We start from the raw sequence: 15,536 nt of genomic DNA, 5'->3' as shown, positions 1-15,536 counted from the left end.
GAAGGCGCTGCCGCGGCGTTTCTTGCCAGTCTTGCAGGCCGCCAGCCGATCGAAGCCAATCGCTCTAGACTTTTGCGCAACGGGCTTTAGCCGCCCGCTTCAGGGTGAGGCTGATGACGGTCGCGAAAACCTATGTCGCAAAAGCGGAGCTGGATGCCATACACCGGAGGCTCCGCGCCACGGCGCCGCTCAACGACGAAGAGTTGGCCGCGCTGCCTGTGCCGGAGCGTCGCACGCTGGCCGCTGGCGAATTCCTCCTGCTTGCCGGCCAGTGCGCGAAAGAGGTCGCCACCGTGCAGTCAGGTGGCCTGCGCGAGTACTTCATCCACGACAACGGACTCGAGCGCACCAAGAGCTTCAACCTGCCGGGCGATTTCGCCGGCTCGCTGTCGGATCTGTTGATGGGCGCTCCGGCGCGGACCTGGGTCGTCGCCGAAGTGCCGACGGTGCTCAGCGTCACGCCGTGGGACGCATACGCCGCACTCGTCGAGCGCTGGCCGGGCTGGCACCGGTTTGCGCGCGCCGTCGCCGAGAATCTGTATCTGCGCAAGTCGGAGCGGGAGTACGAACTCCTGGCGCTGGACGCGACGGCGCGCTACCTCCGGGCCCTGCAGCGATGGCCTACCTTGGAAGAGGTCTTCAAGCAGATCCACATCGCTTCGTACGTGGGCATCACGCCGGTGCACCTCAGCAGACTGCGCAAGAAGCTCGCCGCGCAGAATGCCGACGAATTTGCCGACCGCTAGCGTTCGGCCGGCCGCGCTGCGCAGCTGGCGAGAAACGGCAGTGCCTCGGCGAGAAACAGTTCGGGTAGTTCGGCGAACGCGGCATGCCCGCAAGGCATCTCGACGAATTGGGCGCGCGGCATCGCGCCGGCGGCATTGCGGCCGTCCTTGCGCGCCGGGATGGCGGGATCCGAAGTCCCGAACATCAGCAATGTCGGCGCGACGATGCGCTGTGCGATCTGCCGCAAATCGTTATCGGCGGAACCGAAGCTCCGCCAGAGCGCGCGATTGAGTGCAAGGCGCCGCGGGTCTTGCTGAGAGCCGCCGGCCCGAGCCAGCATCTCCTGCGTGACGGGTGTGTGCTTGCGCAGATACCGGCCCGCCCACCGTCTTGGCGAAAGCGCGAATCGGCTGCCCATCAGCCGGCAGAAGAAGCGTGTCAGGGCGTTGTGAGCGGTAAATCCACCAGGCGCCACCAGCAGCAGGCCGATGACCCGCTCGGGCGATTCGGCCGCGAGCCTTGCCGCCGCGTTGCCGCCGATCGAATTGCCGACGATCAAGGCCGGTGGCAGCAACAGGGCGTCGATGAACGCGCGCAGCACCTCGGCGAAATGCAGCACGGTCCAGTTCTCGGCGTCGGGTGGAATCTCCGACGCCCCGTAGCCCGGCCAATCGAGTGCCAGCACACGATAGCTCTGCGCAAGCGCCGGCATCACCGCGGCATAGTCCCGCGATTCGCCCGGATTCGCCGACAGAAGAATCAGCGGAGTTCCCTGGCCCAGTTCGCGGTAGTGGACGCTGCCGTGCGGAAGAACGAGAGTCGGCATTCGAGATGCTCATGAGGTCAGGGGCCTCGAGCATGCGCCGCGTCGGCGGCGACATCATTAATCTGGGTTAAGCGGCAAGCCACTCGCGCGCAGGCTGCAGCGCAGCTTCTCGACGCGCTACTTCGTCAGCGACAGCAGCAGGGTTTCGAGTGAAGACATCTCGACCGGCTTGACCATGTGGTGATCGAAGCCGGCTTCGCGGGAGCGTGCGCGATCCTCGTCCTGCCCCCAGCCGGTGAGTGCGATCAGGGCCATGTGGGACGAGGGCTCGTGTTTCCGCAGTCGCTGCGCCACTTCGTAGCCGTCCATGCCGGGCATTCCGATGTCGACGATGGCGATGTCGAAGCGCTGGTCCTGTGTCACACGAAGCGCGCTGTCGCCTGAATAGGCCACGTGCGTATCGGCGCCGATGATCTGCAGCAACTGGGCGAGGCTGTCGGCGGCGTCGCGGTTGTCGTCGACGACCAGGATGCGGCGGTGGCCGAGATCGGTGGCGGTGCCTGCGGCCGCCCTGGAAGGTTCGACGACAACGGCGGTCAACGGCAGCGTCACCGAAAACAGGCTGCCGTGTCCGGGGCCGTCGCTGGCGGCGACGATCGTTCCACCGTGCAGTTCGACGAGCGCCTTGACCAGCGTGAGTCCGATGCCCAGTCCGCCTTGCTGGGCATGCCGGGTGTCGCGCACCTGCACGAAGAGTTCGAAGACCTGCGTCAGGGCATCGCACGACAGGCCGACGCCGTTGTCGCGCACGCGGATGACGGCCTGGCCGTCTTGCTCGGTCAGGGCGAGCGAGATCGATCCGCCGTTCGGCGTGTACTTCGCGGCGTTGTTCAGCAGATTGGAAAACACCTGCGCAAGCCGGACATCATCGCCTTCCATCATCACCGGCTGCTGTGGAATTTCCACGGAGAGTTCGTGCTGGGCGGCGGAGATCAGGGGCTGGCTGGTTTCCAGCGCCCTTCGCAGTACCGCGCCGATATCGACGGTTTTCTTCTGCAGCTCGATCTTGCCGCTGCTGTAGCGCGAGGCTTCGAGCAGATCGTCGACCAGGCGAACCATCGTGTTCACCTGCCGCTCGATCATCTGGTGCAACGCCGGCGCATCGCCCTTGCCTTGACGCAGGATGGTGATGGCGAGCCGCACCGGGGCCAGCGGATTACGCAGCTCGTGGGCGAGGATGGCGAGGAATTCATCCTTCCTGCGATCGGCAACGCGCAGCCTTTCCAGATGCCCACGCAGGTCGTACTGGCGTGCGCGTGCGCGCAGGGCGGTGCGTACCGAGCTCACCAGCGCGGCGACGCGGATCGGTCGTTCCAGGACGGTGAGGTTTTGCAGCGATTCGAATGCGCCGGCAATCACCGGCGAGTCCGCCCCCGCGCGCGCGATCAGCAGCACTGGCAGATCGGACCACGGCGGTTGATTGCCCAGCCAGGCCGTCAAGCCCTTGTGGCCGTGCCGCGCGAAGGATTCTTCCGAGATCAGCACCGCGCCGGCGCCATGATCAAGCTCGCTGCAAAGCTGCTCGAGGCTGTCGCAGGCCTGGGCTCCCAGCCCCGCGCGGTCGAGAATCTGCAGCGACAATGCAGCGTCCCTCGGCGTCGGGGCCAATAGCAGCAGGCGTTGCTCGCGGCCCGCCGGCGAAGAGTCCATCAAGAGCTGCTCTTGAGCGGGGTCGCGCTCTTGAGCGTGTCGTCGTTCTCGACCGGAACTCCCGTGAGGATGCCGCGGAATTCCCGCAGCGGCGGGCCTACGGTGATGCCGTTCGAATTCAGCTTGATCTCGCGAATGCTGCGTTCGTGCTCGCCGCCGCGCTTCTTGACCACCGACACCGCCTGCCTGACTTCGCCGCGGGATTCGAAGTAGCGCATCAGGACGATCGCGTCCGCCAGGTAGCTGGCATCCACCGGCGTGCTCATCTGGCTGCCGATCAGGCCCTGGTGCGCGCCGATCAGGATGGTTGCGACGCCGGCATTGCCCAGATAGGAAAGCAGCTCATGCAGTTGAACGACCAGGAAGCGTTCTTCCGGCATCGCGTTCAGGTAGCCGTTCAAGCTGTCGATGACGACCATCGACGCCTTCTGCACTTCCACCGCGTGCTTGATCGCATGCGCGAACTCGCCCGGCGATTGCTCGGCGGGATCGACCTGCTTGATCGTGATGCGGCCGGACTGCAAGTGAGGTTCGAGATCCAGGCCGATGCCGGCCGCGCGGGATTTCAAGGTCGACACGGACTCGTCGAAGATGAACAGCGCCGCCGTCTCTCCCTCGTCGGCGAGCGACTTGGCAAAGAATGCCGCGAGCGTGGATTTGCCGGTGCCGGGTGCCCCGACAATCAGGGTGCTGGTTCCTCGATCGAGGCCGCCGCCGAGCAAGGCGTCGAGCGCCGGAATCCGGCTGGAGACGCGTCCCGCCCGGGCTTTGACGGGCTTCTCGCTGGCGACGAGGCGAGGGAAGGCCTCGAGACCGCCGCGCCTGATCACGTAATCGTGATAGCCGCCGCGGAATGCCATGCCGCGAAACTTCAGCACCTGCAGGCGCCGCCGCTCCGATCCATATTCGGGCGCCAGCTGCTCCAGACGGACGACACCGTGGGCAATGCTTTGGACCTGCAGATCGTGCTTCGTGCTCGTCATGTCGTCGAGCAACAGCACCGTGCACTCGCGGCCGGTGAAGAATTGCTTCAGCGCGAGAATCTGACGCCGGTAGCGCAGCGCGTTACCCGCGAGCAGACGAAGCTCCGAGAGGGAGTCGAACACCACGCGAGTCGGTTTGATCCGCTCGACCTGCTCGAGAATCGACTTGGTCGTCTCGTTCAGCTCGACTTCCGAAGGATGGAACATCGTGTACTGATCTTCCGGCGACAGGCTGCTTTCGCTCGGCGTCAGCTCGCGGATGCCGATGCCGTCGAGCGACCAGCCGTGGGATTCCGCCACCCCGCGCAGCTCTTCCTCGCTTTCGGACAGCGTTACATAAAGCACCGGCTCTCCGCGACGCACACCTTCCTGCAGGAACTGCATGGCGAGCGTGGTTTTGCCGGAACCCGGCGTGCCCTCCAGCAGGTACAGTCGAAAGGGCGTGAATCCGCCACCCAGCACGTCGTCCAGGCCGGAAATGCCTGTGCGTACGAGGGCGGGCGTATGGGGCTGAGCAACGGTCGTCATCAAAAAAGTCCTGTCAGAGTGACGGTTGCAAAATGCAGTCCGCGAACTGACTTTTCGCTGAATAACTAGAGGCTTGCGCCTGTGCGGCTGCTTGTTGTCCGACGCGTCATGGCTCATCGGACACGGGATTTCACTGTCGGCCCGAGTGCATCCATTCGGGTAATCTCAGGTCTCCAAATCCGGAGATTCCATGACCATCGAAACCGATGACGACGTCGTCGCCCTGAAACGCATCGGAGCGATCGTCTCGTATGTGCTGCAGCAGATGCTCGACGCCGCCGAACCCGGCATGACGACCCGCGAGCTGGATTCCATCGGCGAGCAACTGCTCGAGAAGCGCGGCGCGCGATCGGCCCCGAAGCTCACTTACAATTTCCCTGGCTCGACCTGCATCAGCATCAATGAGGAAGCCGCGCACGGCATCCCGGGCGATCGGGTGATTCGCGCCGGAGACGTCCTGAACATCGATGTCTCCGCCGAGCTGGCAGGCTACTTTGCCGATACCGGAGGGACGCGGATCGTGCCTCCGGACACTCCGCAGAAGACGCGTCTGTGCCACGCCACGCGCACGGCTCTTGAGCAGGCCATGAAGCAGGCGCGCGCTGGCCGGCGCATCAGTGGCATCGGTGCGGCCATCGAACAGACCGCGAAGACCTACGGCTTCAAGGTCATCGAAAACCTCGGCAGTCACGGCGTCGGTCGCGCCCTACATGAAGCGCCGGAACATATTCCCGGATACTTCGACCCGGCCGACCGGCGCCTTCTGACCGAGGGGATGGTGATCACGATCGAGCCGTTTCTCTCGACCAAGAGCCGCGTCGTGACCGAGGCCGCCGATGGTTGGACCCTGGTCGGCGCGCGCGGCAATCTGTCGGCGCAGTACGAGCACACGATGATCATCACCAAGGGCGAGCCGATCGTCGTCACTCGTCATTGACGAGCATCGAGCGCGCGGCGCGGATCGATTCATGAAGACTCAGTACTACACGGCCACGAGCCTCGACGGATTTATCGCGACAGAAGACGATTCCCTGGATTGGCTATTCCCCCTAGGCGATCTGAACAATTCCAGCTATCCGGAGTTCATTGCCGAAGTCGGAGCGTTGGCGATGGGCTCGGCAACCTACGAATGGATGCTGCGCAACGCCGACAAGGTCGCTGACGAGACGGGTTCCCCCTGGCCGTATACCCAGCCGGCCTGGGTCTTCTCCAGCCGCAAGCTGACGGCGATCGATGGCGCGGGCATCCACTTCGTCAACGGCGATGTGCGGAAGGTACACACGGAAATGCGCGCCGCCGCGCACGGCAGAAATATCTGGATCGTCGGCGGCGGCGAGCTGGCGGGTCAGTTCTACGATGCCGGCCTGCTGGATGAGCTGATCGTCCAGGTCGGCTCCGCCACGCTCGGCAAGGGCAAGCCGATCTTTCCCCGCAGAGTGCTAAGCCCGATCCTGCGCCTGTCGTCGGTGCGCCAGATGGGCGCCGGAATGGCCGAGCTGCGCTACGACGTCCATCAAGGCGAGCGCTAACGGGTAGCGGAGTTCCGCAGCCTCCATTGCGCGTCGAGGGTGTCCATCAACTGGGGCAGGTCGATCGGCTTGACCAGATGAGCATCGAATCCCGCCTGTTCGGATTTCTGCCGGTCGTGGTCGTAGCCCCAACCGGTGGTCGCGATCAGCACGGGCTTGCTCTGCGACTGGTCGATGATCCGGCGGCAAGCTTCATAGCCGTCTATCCCCGGCAGGCCGATATCGAGCAGTACGATCTCGGGTTTGAAGTCGCTCGCGGCCTCGACGGCGGCTTCACCGCTGAATGCCGTGCTGACGGTATTGCCGTCCATCTGCAGAATGCTCGCCAGCGTTTCGGCCGAGTCCCGGTTGTCGTCGACGACCAGAATCCGGCGGCCGCTGACCGCGACGTAGCCCGGCTCGCCGGCCTGATGCGGCGCGACGATGGGCTGAGCCATCGGAAGACTCACCGTGAACTCGCTGCCCTGATTGATGCCGGGGCTGGACGCGATCACTTCTCCACCGTGCAGCTCCACCAGGTTCTTGACCAGTGCGAGGCCGACGCCCAGGCCGCTGCGTCCGGGTTCCGAGCCACGCTCGAGTTGCTTGAACATCTCGAAGATTCCCGCGAGCTGGTCTGCAGGAATGCCGATGCCGTCGTCGCGCACGCTGAGGCGGATCTGCGCGTCGGTGCGTTGCGCCGTCAGCTCGATACGCGAGCCGGGCTTGCTGTACTTCGAGGCGTTGTTGAGCAGATTGCAGATCACCTGCGCCAGCCGCACGGGATCGGCATCGACGATCATCGACTCATCGGAGATATCGACCTTCAGATCCTGTAGCGCCGCCTCGATCATCGGCCGGCAGCTTTCCAGCGCCACGGCGACGACTTCCGTCAGGTTCACGCGTTCGCGTTGCAGGCTGATGCTGCCGCGGCTGATGCGGCTGATGTCCATCAGATCGTTCACCAAGCGGACCATGTGCTGCAGCTGGCGTTGCATGATGGCGGTGGACGCCGCCACCAGTTCCGGCTTCGATCCGGTGTGGCGGATCATGCCCAGCGCATTGGCGATCGGCGCCAGCGGATTACGCAGCTCGTGTGCCAGCATCGCGAGGAACTCGGTCTTGCGGCGATCGATCTCCTCGAGCTCATCGGCCAGCAGCCGCAGCTTCTGCTCGTTCTGCTTGCTTTCGGTAACGTCTCTGGTGGTGCCGGCCACCGCTTCCACGTTGCCGTCGGCGTCCATCACAGGTACGAAAATGTAGTCGTACACGCGGCGGCCGAAGGTACCTGCGAACGGCACCTCGCCGCGGATCGGCCGGCGCGTTGCCACCACCTCTTCGATCTCGCGGCTGTGCATCTCCGCATGCCAGGGCTCGTAGCCCAGCTCGAGGCAGGTCTTGCCGAAAGCCTCTTCGCGCGTCACTCCCCACATCTTGAGCAGGATGTCGTTCGCGTAGATGAAACGGTGCTGGAGATCGAAGACGTAGGCGAGGTCCGGCGTATTGGTCAGGATCGCTTCATACAGGCGTTGCTGGCGTCCGCTTTCCGCGCGGCTCTCGCTCAGTTCGCGCTGGATGTTGCGAGCCCTGTGGGCGGTGGTGACGTCGAAGCCATCGCAGAACACGCCGCTGACCTTGCCGGACTCATCGAGCAGCGGCGCATAAATGAAGTTGAGGTAACGGATCTCCTTCGGAGAGTCCGGATCTTTCCGGTAGCGGACTTCCGCATCGACCGCCTCATAGGTCTCGCCGGTCGTGTAGACCTTGTCCAAGGCCTCGAAGAAGCTCTGGCCTTCGATGCTCGGAAAGGCGGCGCGAATGGGGCGGCCGATCCAGCTGCTGCTGCCGAACAGATTGCGATGTGTGTCGTTGACGAACTCCACCTCGTGATCGGGCCCGCGCATGATGACGATGAAGCCCGGCGCCTGTTCGAAGATCCGTTGTTGACGCTGCAGCAGATGGTCGCGCCCGCGCTGGGCGAGCACCTGATCGGTGGTTTCCTGGCAGGTGCCGAGCAGGCCTTGCACCGTGCCGTCTTCGCCGCGGGCGGGTGTGTAGGAAAACGCGAAATGCGCTTCCGCTGGCCGGCCATCGCGATCGAGCATCAACTGGATGTCCGACATCTGGATCGCTTCGCCGGCGTAGACCCGTTCGAACAGTGGGGCCAGTTCTGCGCGCGCTTCGGACCATACGTCGAGCGCCGGCATGCCAAGGGCCCGCGGATGCTTGAGCCCGAGGATCGCGATGAACGCGTCGTTGTAAAGCCAGATCTGCTGCGGCCCCCACATCATGAACATCGGCTGGCACGAGCCCAGCATCGTGGAAACCAGTGCCTTGAGTGCCGCCGGCCAGTGTTGCGGATGGCCAAGGGAAGCGCTCCAGTCGTGTCGGCTCATGCGGTCGGCCATTTCACCGCTGCCTGCAAGGAACGTCACGCCCGCAGTCCTGGAGATTCCGGATTGCAGCGGTTCAACGGGAGGCGCGGCTGTCTGCGACATGAGCTGATCGTCTATGGATGTTGTCCGTTTGTACGGCAACTTCTCATGGCGCCCCGGTGGCCGTCCAGAAGCGCGCGCCAACAGCTAAAAGCGTGCCCGGCTCCGTTGCGCTCCAGATCGCATCAGCTGTGATGCACTACGCGAGATAGACGTCGATCATCTTCCGCAGCCCGCTCGACACGCGGACATCGTCGGTCAGCGGTCCTGCCACCGCCGCCCGGGCCGCGTCGACCAGTGACAGGCCTTCGACAACCAGCCGGCCGGCCGCGATCAGCACCCGCGTTGACGCCACTTCGCGCAGTCCGCCGGTCTCCAGCCGGCGGATCGCCTGGGCGAGGCGGACGAGGCTCGCGGCGCCTTGCGCATCGATGCCCGATTCGGTCGCGACGATCTTTTCCTCGACCTCGGCGGTCGGATAGCCGAACTCGATCGCGACCATGCGCTGGCGCGTCGAGTCCTTGAGATCCTTGAGCACGCTCTGGTAGCCGGGGTTGTACGACACGACGAGGCCGAAGCCGGGCGCGGCGTCGAGCGTGACGCCGAGGCGCTCGATCGGCAGCTGGCGCCGGTGATCGGCGAGCGGGTGGATGACCACGGTCGTGTCCTGGCGCGCCTCGACGACCTCGTCGAGATAGCAGATCGCGCCTTCGCGCACGGCGCGGGTCAGCGGGCCGTCGACCCACTCTGTTTTTCCAGCGTTGAGCAGGTAGCGGCCGACCAGATCGGCGGTCGTCAGGTCGTCGTGACAGGCGACGGTGATCAGCGGCCGGCTGAGATCGTGGGCCATCGCTTCGACGAAGCGGGTCTTGCCGCAGCCGGTCGGTCCCTTCAGCAGGATCGACAGGCCTTGCCGGTACGCGGCCTTGAAAAGCGTCTCTTCGTTGGCGGTCGCGACGTAGTAGGGGCGTTGCATGCGGATGTCTGTCGGTGCGGTGGAGTCCATGGGATTCATGCCGGTCAGAAGCTGTATTTCAGTCGTGCGCCGATCATGCGCGGCGCGCCGAGGTTGCGGGATTCGATGCCCAGCGGGCGGAAGGTGCCGGTGGTGAACACGATGTACTCCTCGTCGAGCACGTTGGTCGCGAAGAGATTGAGGTCGTAGCGCTCGCCGAAGATGTCGCTCCAGCCAAGGTTCAGATTCAGCAGGCCGAAGCCGTCGAGCACCGAGAACGGCGACGAGTTGGTCGCGGCGACGCGCTGCTCGCCGGTGTACGCATAGGTGCTGCCGAGTTCGATGCGGCCCCAGCGATCCGGCAGCGGCAGCGTCCAGCTGATGTTGGCGATGTAGGTGTGGTTCGGCGCAAACGGCAGTTCGTCGCCGACTTCGGCGATCGGCGTGCAGGTCAGCGCCTCGATGAAGCCGACCTCCTCGACGCGCGCGCAGAAGTCGGCGGACTTGATCAGCTTGGTGTCGAGATAGGAATACGACAGGCTCAGGCTCAACGAATCGAAAGGCTGGAAGTAGGATTCGATCTCCAGGCCGCGCGACTTGCCTTCGCCGGCGTTGAAGATCGCCGTCGTCGGGCCCGAGGTCGTCGACACGTAGCCGCCCTGTAGCTGCATGTCGGTCAGCGTGTTGTCGAACAGCGCGATGTTGAAGCGCCCCGGCACCGGTCCGCCGAACGTGGTCTTGAGGCCGACTTCATAGGTGTCGACGGTCTCCGGTTCGTGCGTGTCGAGGCCGGGATCGGCGAGCATGTTGACCGTGCCCTGGCGATAGCCGCGCGTGTACTTCGCGTAGGTCATCAGGCCTTCGAACGGCCGGAAGTTGAACTCCAGCACGCCGGTTGGCGCCGTGCTCTTCACCGACGGCGTCTGCACGGTGATCTCCGGCGCCTGCTGCACGCCGAGCACGTACGGGAAGAATTCCTTGACGCCTTCGCCTTCGGTGTCGTCCCAGGTGTAGCGCAGGCCGAGCGTGACGCTGAACGGATCGGCAATGTTCCAGGTGCCCTGCGCGTAGACGGCCTTGTTGACGTACTCGGTTTTCACCTTGTAGCGGTACGGCCCGCCGACGATGCCGAGCAGCGGGTCGAAGCAGTTGTACTGCGAGGGATCGTTGGTCTCGATCGACGCGATCTCGCAGTACACCAATGCCACCGAGCTGTTGCCGGAGTAGCCGTCCGGCCGGCTGTGCTCGTAGTACATGCCGGTCTGCCAGATCAGCTGGCTGTCGAACGACGAGCCCTGCAGCTGGATTTCCTCGACCCAGGTTTCCTGGCTGGTGACCGGCATGTCGGTGCGCGGAATCGAGTGGCCGATGCCGAGCACGCGGCGGTTGGTCGGGTCGGTGGGATCGACAAAGCGGTTGCCGAACACGTTCGAACTGTTCTCGGTGAACAGGTGCGCGTAGGCGAGGATGTTCTTGAACGTCAGGTCTTCGGCGAGCGTCCAGGTCGTCGTATTGATCAGGCGCTTCTCGCGCATGTCGGTCGTCGCGGTCGCGACGTCGCTGACCACGTCGTAGCGGCCGTTCTGCCCGGCGGCGGCCTGGTCGGCGAGCTGGTTCTGGCAGGCCTGGAACGTCAGCAGGCCGAGCGGGCTGCCGCCGAGCGGCACGCCCGGCAGCGGATTCGTCAGGTCGATGTCGCCGCCGCTGCGGATCAGGTCGACCAGGCCGTTGATCAGCGCCGGCACGTCGTACTCGTCGATGCCGACCAGGTTCTCGATCAGGTTGTTGCAGGCGTACAGCTGCGAGGTGCTGCCGTTGGTGTCGGAGCTCATCGCCGAGACGATCGTGTAGTTCTCCAGCGTGTCGGTGATGTCCCAGACCAGGCTCAGGCGGCCGGCGGTGTAGTCGAGGTCGGCGAGTTCATCGGGGCCGATGCCGCTGACGTTGTTGAGCAGGCCGCCGCGCTGGTTGTGGTCGATTCCGAAACGGACGCGGAAATCCTCGCTGACCGGATAGTTGACGACCGCCTGCGCACGCATGCCGTCCATCTGCGAGCCGGTGTACTCGACATAGCCTTCGATCTGGTCGGTCGGCTTCTGCGGCACGATCAGGATCGCGCCGCCGGTCGTGTTGCGGCCGAACAGCGTGCCCTGCGGACCTTTCAGCACCTGGATATTCTGCAGGTCGAACAGCGTGCCGGGGCCGGCGCCGTCGCCGGAGGTCTGCGTGCTCTGTCCGCGCGGCGCGACGACTTCGGCGAAGTAGGTGCCGACCGATGCCGTCGTGCGCAGGTCCTGCGTGAAGCCGCGGATCGTGAACGTGGCGTTGTCGGTGCCGAAGCGCGTGTTGGCCGACAGCGACGGCGTGTAGCGCGCGATGTCGGCGGACGTCGTCATGTTCGCCTTGCTGATCTGTTCCTGGTTGAACACCGTGATCGAGATCGCAACATCCTGCAGGCTCTCTTCGCGGCGCTGCGCGGTGACGACGATCTCCTCGACCTGCCGCGACGGCTTGGCGCGGGTCACCGCCTCGGCGGCGGCGGGCTTGTCGGCGAGCGGAATCGTCTCTGCGTAAGGTGCAGGTGCAGGTGCCGGCGTCGCGGCTGCGGATGCCGCGGCTTCGCTCGCAACGGCTGAAGCCGGCGCTGCACCGGCCGTCGGTGCCGGCGTCGCCGTCGGCGGTTCCAGCACCATCGTGTCGAGCAGGAAATCCAGTTCGGATGCCTTGTCGTCCTGCGCCGATCCGGTCGCCGACCAGCCGACGCCCATTGCCACCATCAGGCAGATCGCCGACCTCGCTGTCCGTCCGTGCATCTTCGCTCTCCTCGTTGCCCGCGCTCGTCGCGTCGCGGTGCAAAAACTGTTCGTCCGAACTCAGGCGATCCGGCGTTTCGCTTCCCCGCCGCGCAGCGCCGCCCGCATCAATGGGCCGATCACGGCGCTGAGCTGTGCGGCCCTCGGCACGTTGGCGTGCGCCGCGCTGCCGAAGATCTGCTTGAGCTGCGCCGTGTCGGTGTTCGCGCCGATGCTCAGGCACAGGCAGCCGACGCCGTCGCGGCGCGCTTCGGCGAGCGCCTGCCGCGCATCGGCGCGGCCGTAGGCGGGTTCATAGCCATGGTCGTAGGCGAGGCCGTCGGACAGAACGAGCAGCAGGCGCCGCGCCGTGCCGCCGTGATCGATCAGCAGCGTCGCGCCATGACGGATCGCCGCGCCGAGTCGCGAGTACGCGCCGGGCACCAGCCCGTACAGACGGCGCATGATCCGGCTGTCGAGCGTCTCGTCGAAGCGCTTGACCGGCACGAGCTGGACCGCCGAGCGTCCCATCGAGCTGAACGCATAGAGGCTGACGCGGTCGCCGATCTCGAACAGCACCGTCATGAGCGCCGCCGCCGCGCTGCGCTGTTGTTCGTGCACGGTCGCGCCGGCCGGGCTGGCCTGCGTCACCGAGCCGGAGATGTCGAGCAGGATCAGCACCGACAGGTCGCGCCGATGACGCTGGCTCTCGATATAGATGGTCTCGTCCTGCGCCGTGCCGGCCGCGGCCTCGACCTGCGCTTCGATCGCCGCGTCGATGTCGATGTCGTCACCCTGCACCTGGCGGCGAAAGCGATCGAGACCCAGGCCGAGCCGCGACAACGGCTTGCGCAGTCCATGGCCTTCGAGCCAGGTCACCGACGCATGCGTGTCGGCCGGTGTGTCGAGCTCCTGCACCATGCACCAGTCGGGCCGGTAGCAGCGGCGATGCACATCCCATTCCGGATACTTGAGTCCGGCGCCCTTGCCGAAGGCATCGGCGATCGATTCCGCCGCGGCGGTCGACTGCAGCGCACGAACGCCGGCGCGTGGCCCGGAGCGCGACCAATGCGTCGGCGCATCGGCGCCTGGCGAACCGCCGCCCTTGAGCTGGCGCACGCTGTCGAACAGCTTCTGCAGCAGCTTGCCGAGGCCGCCGCCACCGCCGACCGGACTGCTTGCGATGTCTTCGATGTCGTCGCCGGCATCGGCCTCACTGGAGAGTTCTTCGAGCGGCTGGTCCTGAGCCTTGCGCGGCTGGTGCTGCGCGGTCGCGCTGTTTGAGTCCTGGCCTGTGCGTGTCGACGCGAGCAGCTCACGCGCACGAATTTCACCGAAGATTTGCGGCAGTTCGCGCAGCGCCGTCTTGTCGAGTGCAATTTCGAGTGAAGCCTCGGCCGATGCCGAACTGCCGGCGACGCCGCGATCGATCAGCGCCTTCATCTGCGGCGGCAGCACGGCCTCCAGCGCCGCGAGCGCGCGATGGCCTTCGACGGCGAGATACCGGCGCGCGACCTCCGGCTGCTTAGCGAGACGGCGCACGATGTCCTGATGGAGACTGCCCGCCGCGAGCAGTGCGCTCTGCACGCAGAGCGCCTGCAGCTGGGTGCGGAACGGCGCAGTGCCATCGACGTGGATGATGCTGCCGTTGGTCCAGGGCAGTGCGTCAGGCGCAGTGAACTCGACGCTCAGCTCACGACCCGCGAGCGCCGACGCCAGCATGCCGAAGTGGGCGAGCTGTTCTGCGTCGGCGGGGGCCTGAGTCATGGCGAGATGTCCAGGCGGTCCGGCTTTAGAGCTGCTGCAGATCGCTGACGATCGTCTGCAGCCGCTCGGGCGACATCTTCGCCTGCGGGAATGCAGAAATCTGCTGCAGCGTCAGGCCGCGGCCCATGCGCAGCAGCGGGCCGGCGCTCGCCATCTCCGGATAGTGGCGCGCCATGATCGCCTTTGCGGCAGCGTGATCGAGGATGTCGCCGAGCTTGGTGTCGGCGCTGAAGCGCGATGTCGGCGTCGCTGCCGGCGCGTTGTCCTGCAGCTGTCCGCGGCGCGTGCTGATCTGCATCACTTCGTCGACGATCGACGCCGGCACCGTGAACGGCTGCGTCGACGAAACCTTCGCGAGGTTCGCGGCGATGTCCTCGGCGGTCGGTTCGCTGCCTTTCGGCGACAGCCAACCTTCACCGAGCCCGGCGAAGACGCGCGCGTAGCGTCCGGCGCCGGCCGAGTAGTTGTGATGACTCAGCTCGCAGCTGCGGCTCGCGAGGAACACGACCAGCGGCACGACGAGCTTCGGATCGATGAGCTGCAGGAATGGAATCTGCGCCGCCGCATCGGCGCCGCCGACGGTCTCGGTGACCATCCGCGAGAAGCCGAATGGCATGACGCAGTTCGATCTGACGCCGTGCTCTTCGCCTTCTATGGCTACAACATTCGACAAGCCGAACACGCCGGACTTCGCGGCGGCGTAATGCGCTTCCTGCGCTTGGCCGAACATCCCGGCCGACGACGACGTGAACACGAAGCGGCCGTAGCCCTGCGCCTTCATGACGCGATACGCCGGCTGGCTCAGGTAGAAGCTGCCATCGAGATGGACGCTGAGCATGCGCCGCCATTCGTCCGGGGTCAGCGATTCAAAATCGACGGAGCCGAAGATGCCGGCATTGCTGATCACGGCATCCAGCCGGCCAAAAGTATCGACCGCGGTGCGGACGATCGCAGTGCCGCCTTCCGGTGTCGCCACCGAGTCGTGTGACGCGACAGCCTTGCCGCCGCTGCGGCGGATTTCCTCGACGATCTGGTCGGCGACGCTGCCGTCGGCGCCATCACCGCGCATCGAACCGCCGAGATCGTTGACGACGACCGCCGCGCCGCGCTTCGCGAACTCCAGTGCGTACAGGCGACCGAGGCCGCGACCGGCGCCGGTGACAATGACGACTTGATCCTTGAAGTCGATCGCCGGTCGCGGTGTCGGTGGCTGCACCGGCTTCGCCGCAATCGCGGTGCTGCCGTGCAGAGATCCGCGGCGCGGAATCTTCATCGCCATGCCGATGATGCGATGGACGAGCGAGCCCGGCAGCATTCGCGACATGACATCAAATGCTCCGGCATCACCGCCGACGGTGCGACGTGT

At 65.5% G+C, this 15,536-nt stretch carries 10 protein-coding genes and 1 pseudogene; 3 read left to right on the top strand and 8 right to left on the bottom strand.

Annotated features, from left to right (window positions below):
• Positions 1-113 precede the first annotated feature (113 nt).
• Complete coding sequence (locus AC3WUF_RS06925) at positions 114-746, top strand: Crp/Fnr family transcriptional regulator (RefSeq protein WP_492423852.1); 633 nt, start codon at positions 114-116, stop codon at positions 744-746.
• Here AC3WUF_RS06925 and AC3WUF_RS06920 read toward each other — a convergent pair.
• The 3 genes from AC3WUF_RS06920 to AC3WUF_RS06910 form a co-directional block, all read right to left on the bottom strand.
• On the bottom strand, positions 743-1,552 hold the full coding sequence (locus AC3WUF_RS06920; protein ID WP_492423850.1) for an alpha/beta fold hydrolase: 810 nt from the start codon (positions 1,550-1,552) through the stop codon (positions 743-745). The genes AC3WUF_RS06925 and AC3WUF_RS06920 overlap by 4 nt on opposite strands.
• 117 nt (positions 1,553-1,669) lie before the next feature.
• On the bottom strand, positions 1,670-3,202 hold the full coding sequence (locus AC3WUF_RS06915; protein ID WP_492423848.1) for a hybrid sensor histidine kinase/response regulator: 1,533 nt from the start codon (positions 3,200-3,202) through the stop codon (positions 1,670-1,672).
• The gene (locus AC3WUF_RS06910) at positions 3,202-4,713 is read right to left on the bottom strand and encodes an ATPase domain-containing protein (protein ID WP_492425591.1); all 1,512 of its coding nucleotides are present in this window, start codon (positions 4,711-4,713) and stop codon (positions 3,202-3,204) included. Before AC3WUF_RS06910 ends, AC3WUF_RS06915 begins: the two co-directional genes overlap by 1 nt.
• Positions 4,714-4,903: 190 nt before the next feature.
• Here AC3WUF_RS06910 and map point away from each other — a divergent pair, with 190 nt between their 5' ends.
• Together map and AC3WUF_RS06900 are read left to right on the top strand one after the other, a co-directional pair.
• On the top strand, positions 4,904-5,650 hold the full coding sequence (gene map / locus AC3WUF_RS06905; RefSeq protein WP_492423846.1) for a type I methionyl aminopeptidase: 747 nt from the start codon (positions 4,904-4,906) through the stop codon (positions 5,648-5,650).
• A gap of 31 nt (positions 5,651-5,681) precedes the next feature.
• Positions 5,682-6,242: a dihydrofolate reductase family protein gene (locus AC3WUF_RS06900; RefSeq protein ID WP_492423844.1), complete on the top strand. Its 561-nt coding sequence runs from the start codon at positions 5,682-5,684 to the stop codon at positions 6,240-6,242.
• Here the strand turns inward: AC3WUF_RS06900 and AC3WUF_RS06895 are convergent.
• The 5 genes and pseudogenes from AC3WUF_RS06895 to AC3WUF_RS06875 all read right to left on the bottom strand — a co-directional run.
• Positions 6,239-8,656: a PAS domain-containing protein gene (locus tag AC3WUF_RS06895; RefSeq protein WP_492423842.1), complete on the bottom strand. Its 2,418-nt coding sequence runs from the start codon at positions 8,654-8,656 to the stop codon at positions 6,239-6,241. The genes AC3WUF_RS06900 and AC3WUF_RS06895 overlap by 4 nt on opposite strands.
• A 199-nt stretch (positions 8,657-8,855) precedes the next feature.
• Positions 8,856-9,662, bottom strand: a complete 807-nt coding sequence (locus tag AC3WUF_RS06890; RefSeq protein ID WP_492423840.1) for a CbbQ/NirQ/NorQ/GpvN family protein — start codon at positions 9,660-9,662, stop codon at positions 8,856-8,858.
• Between the two features lie 14 nt (positions 9,663-9,676).
• Positions 9,677-12,424: a TonB-dependent receptor gene (locus AC3WUF_RS06885; RefSeq protein ID WP_492423838.1), complete on the bottom strand. Its 2,748-nt coding sequence runs from the start codon at positions 12,422-12,424 to the stop codon at positions 9,677-9,679.
• A gap of 60 nt (positions 12,425-12,484) precedes the next feature.
• Positions 12,485-14,170: a nitric oxide reductase activation protein NorD gene (locus AC3WUF_RS06880; protein ID WP_492423836.1), complete on the bottom strand. Its 1,686-nt coding sequence runs from the start codon at positions 14,168-14,170 to the stop codon at positions 12,485-12,487.
• Between the two features lie 274 nt (positions 14,171-14,444).
• A pseudogene (locus AC3WUF_RS06875) lies at positions 14,445-15,359 on the bottom strand (SDR family NAD(P)-dependent oxidoreductase); the annotation flags it as partial.
• Between the last annotated feature and the right edge of the window lie 177 nt (positions 15,360-15,536).

The organism is Fontimonas sp. FW305-C-3, assembly GCF_058783185.1.
Note: the sequence above shows the minus strand (reverse complement) of the source record. Positions and strands in the feature narration are given on the sequence as shown.

What these genes read in the sequence shown, in the direction of transcription:
- AC3WUF_RS06925 (WP_492423852.1), top strand. Translation starts at nt 114, where the DNA reads ATGACGGTCGCGAAAACCTATGTCGCAAAAGCGGAGCTGGATGCCATA.
- AC3WUF_RS06920 (WP_492423850.1), bottom strand. Translation starts at nt 1,552, where the DNA reads ATGCCGACTCTCGTTCTTCCGCACGGCAGCGTCCACTACCGCGAACTG.
- AC3WUF_RS06915 (WP_492423848.1), bottom strand. Translation starts at nt 3,202, where the DNA reads ATGGACTCTTCGCCGGCGGGCCGCGAGCAACGCCTGCTGCTATTGGCC.
- AC3WUF_RS06910 (WP_492425591.1), bottom strand. Translation starts at nt 4,713, where the DNA reads ATGACGACCGTTGCTCAGCCCCATACGCCCGCCCTCGTACGCACAGGC.
- map (WP_492423846.1), top strand. Translation starts at nt 4,904, where the DNA reads ATGACCATCGAAACCGATGACGACGTCGTCGCCCTGAAACGCATCGGA.
- AC3WUF_RS06900 (WP_492423844.1), top strand. Translation starts at nt 5,682, where the DNA reads ATGAAGACTCAGTACTACACGGCCACGAGCCTCGACGGATTTATCGCG.
- AC3WUF_RS06890 (WP_492423840.1), bottom strand. Translation starts at nt 9,662, where the DNA reads ATGGACTCCACCGCACCGACAGACATCCGCATGCAACGCCCCTACTAC.
- AC3WUF_RS06885 (WP_492423838.1), bottom strand. Translation starts at nt 12,424, where the DNA reads ATGCACGGACGGACAGCGAGGTCGGCGATCTGCCTGATGGTGGCAATG.
- AC3WUF_RS06880 (WP_492423836.1), bottom strand. Translation starts at nt 14,170, where the DNA reads ATGACTCAGGCCCCCGCCGACGCAGAACAGCTCGCCCACTTCGGCATG.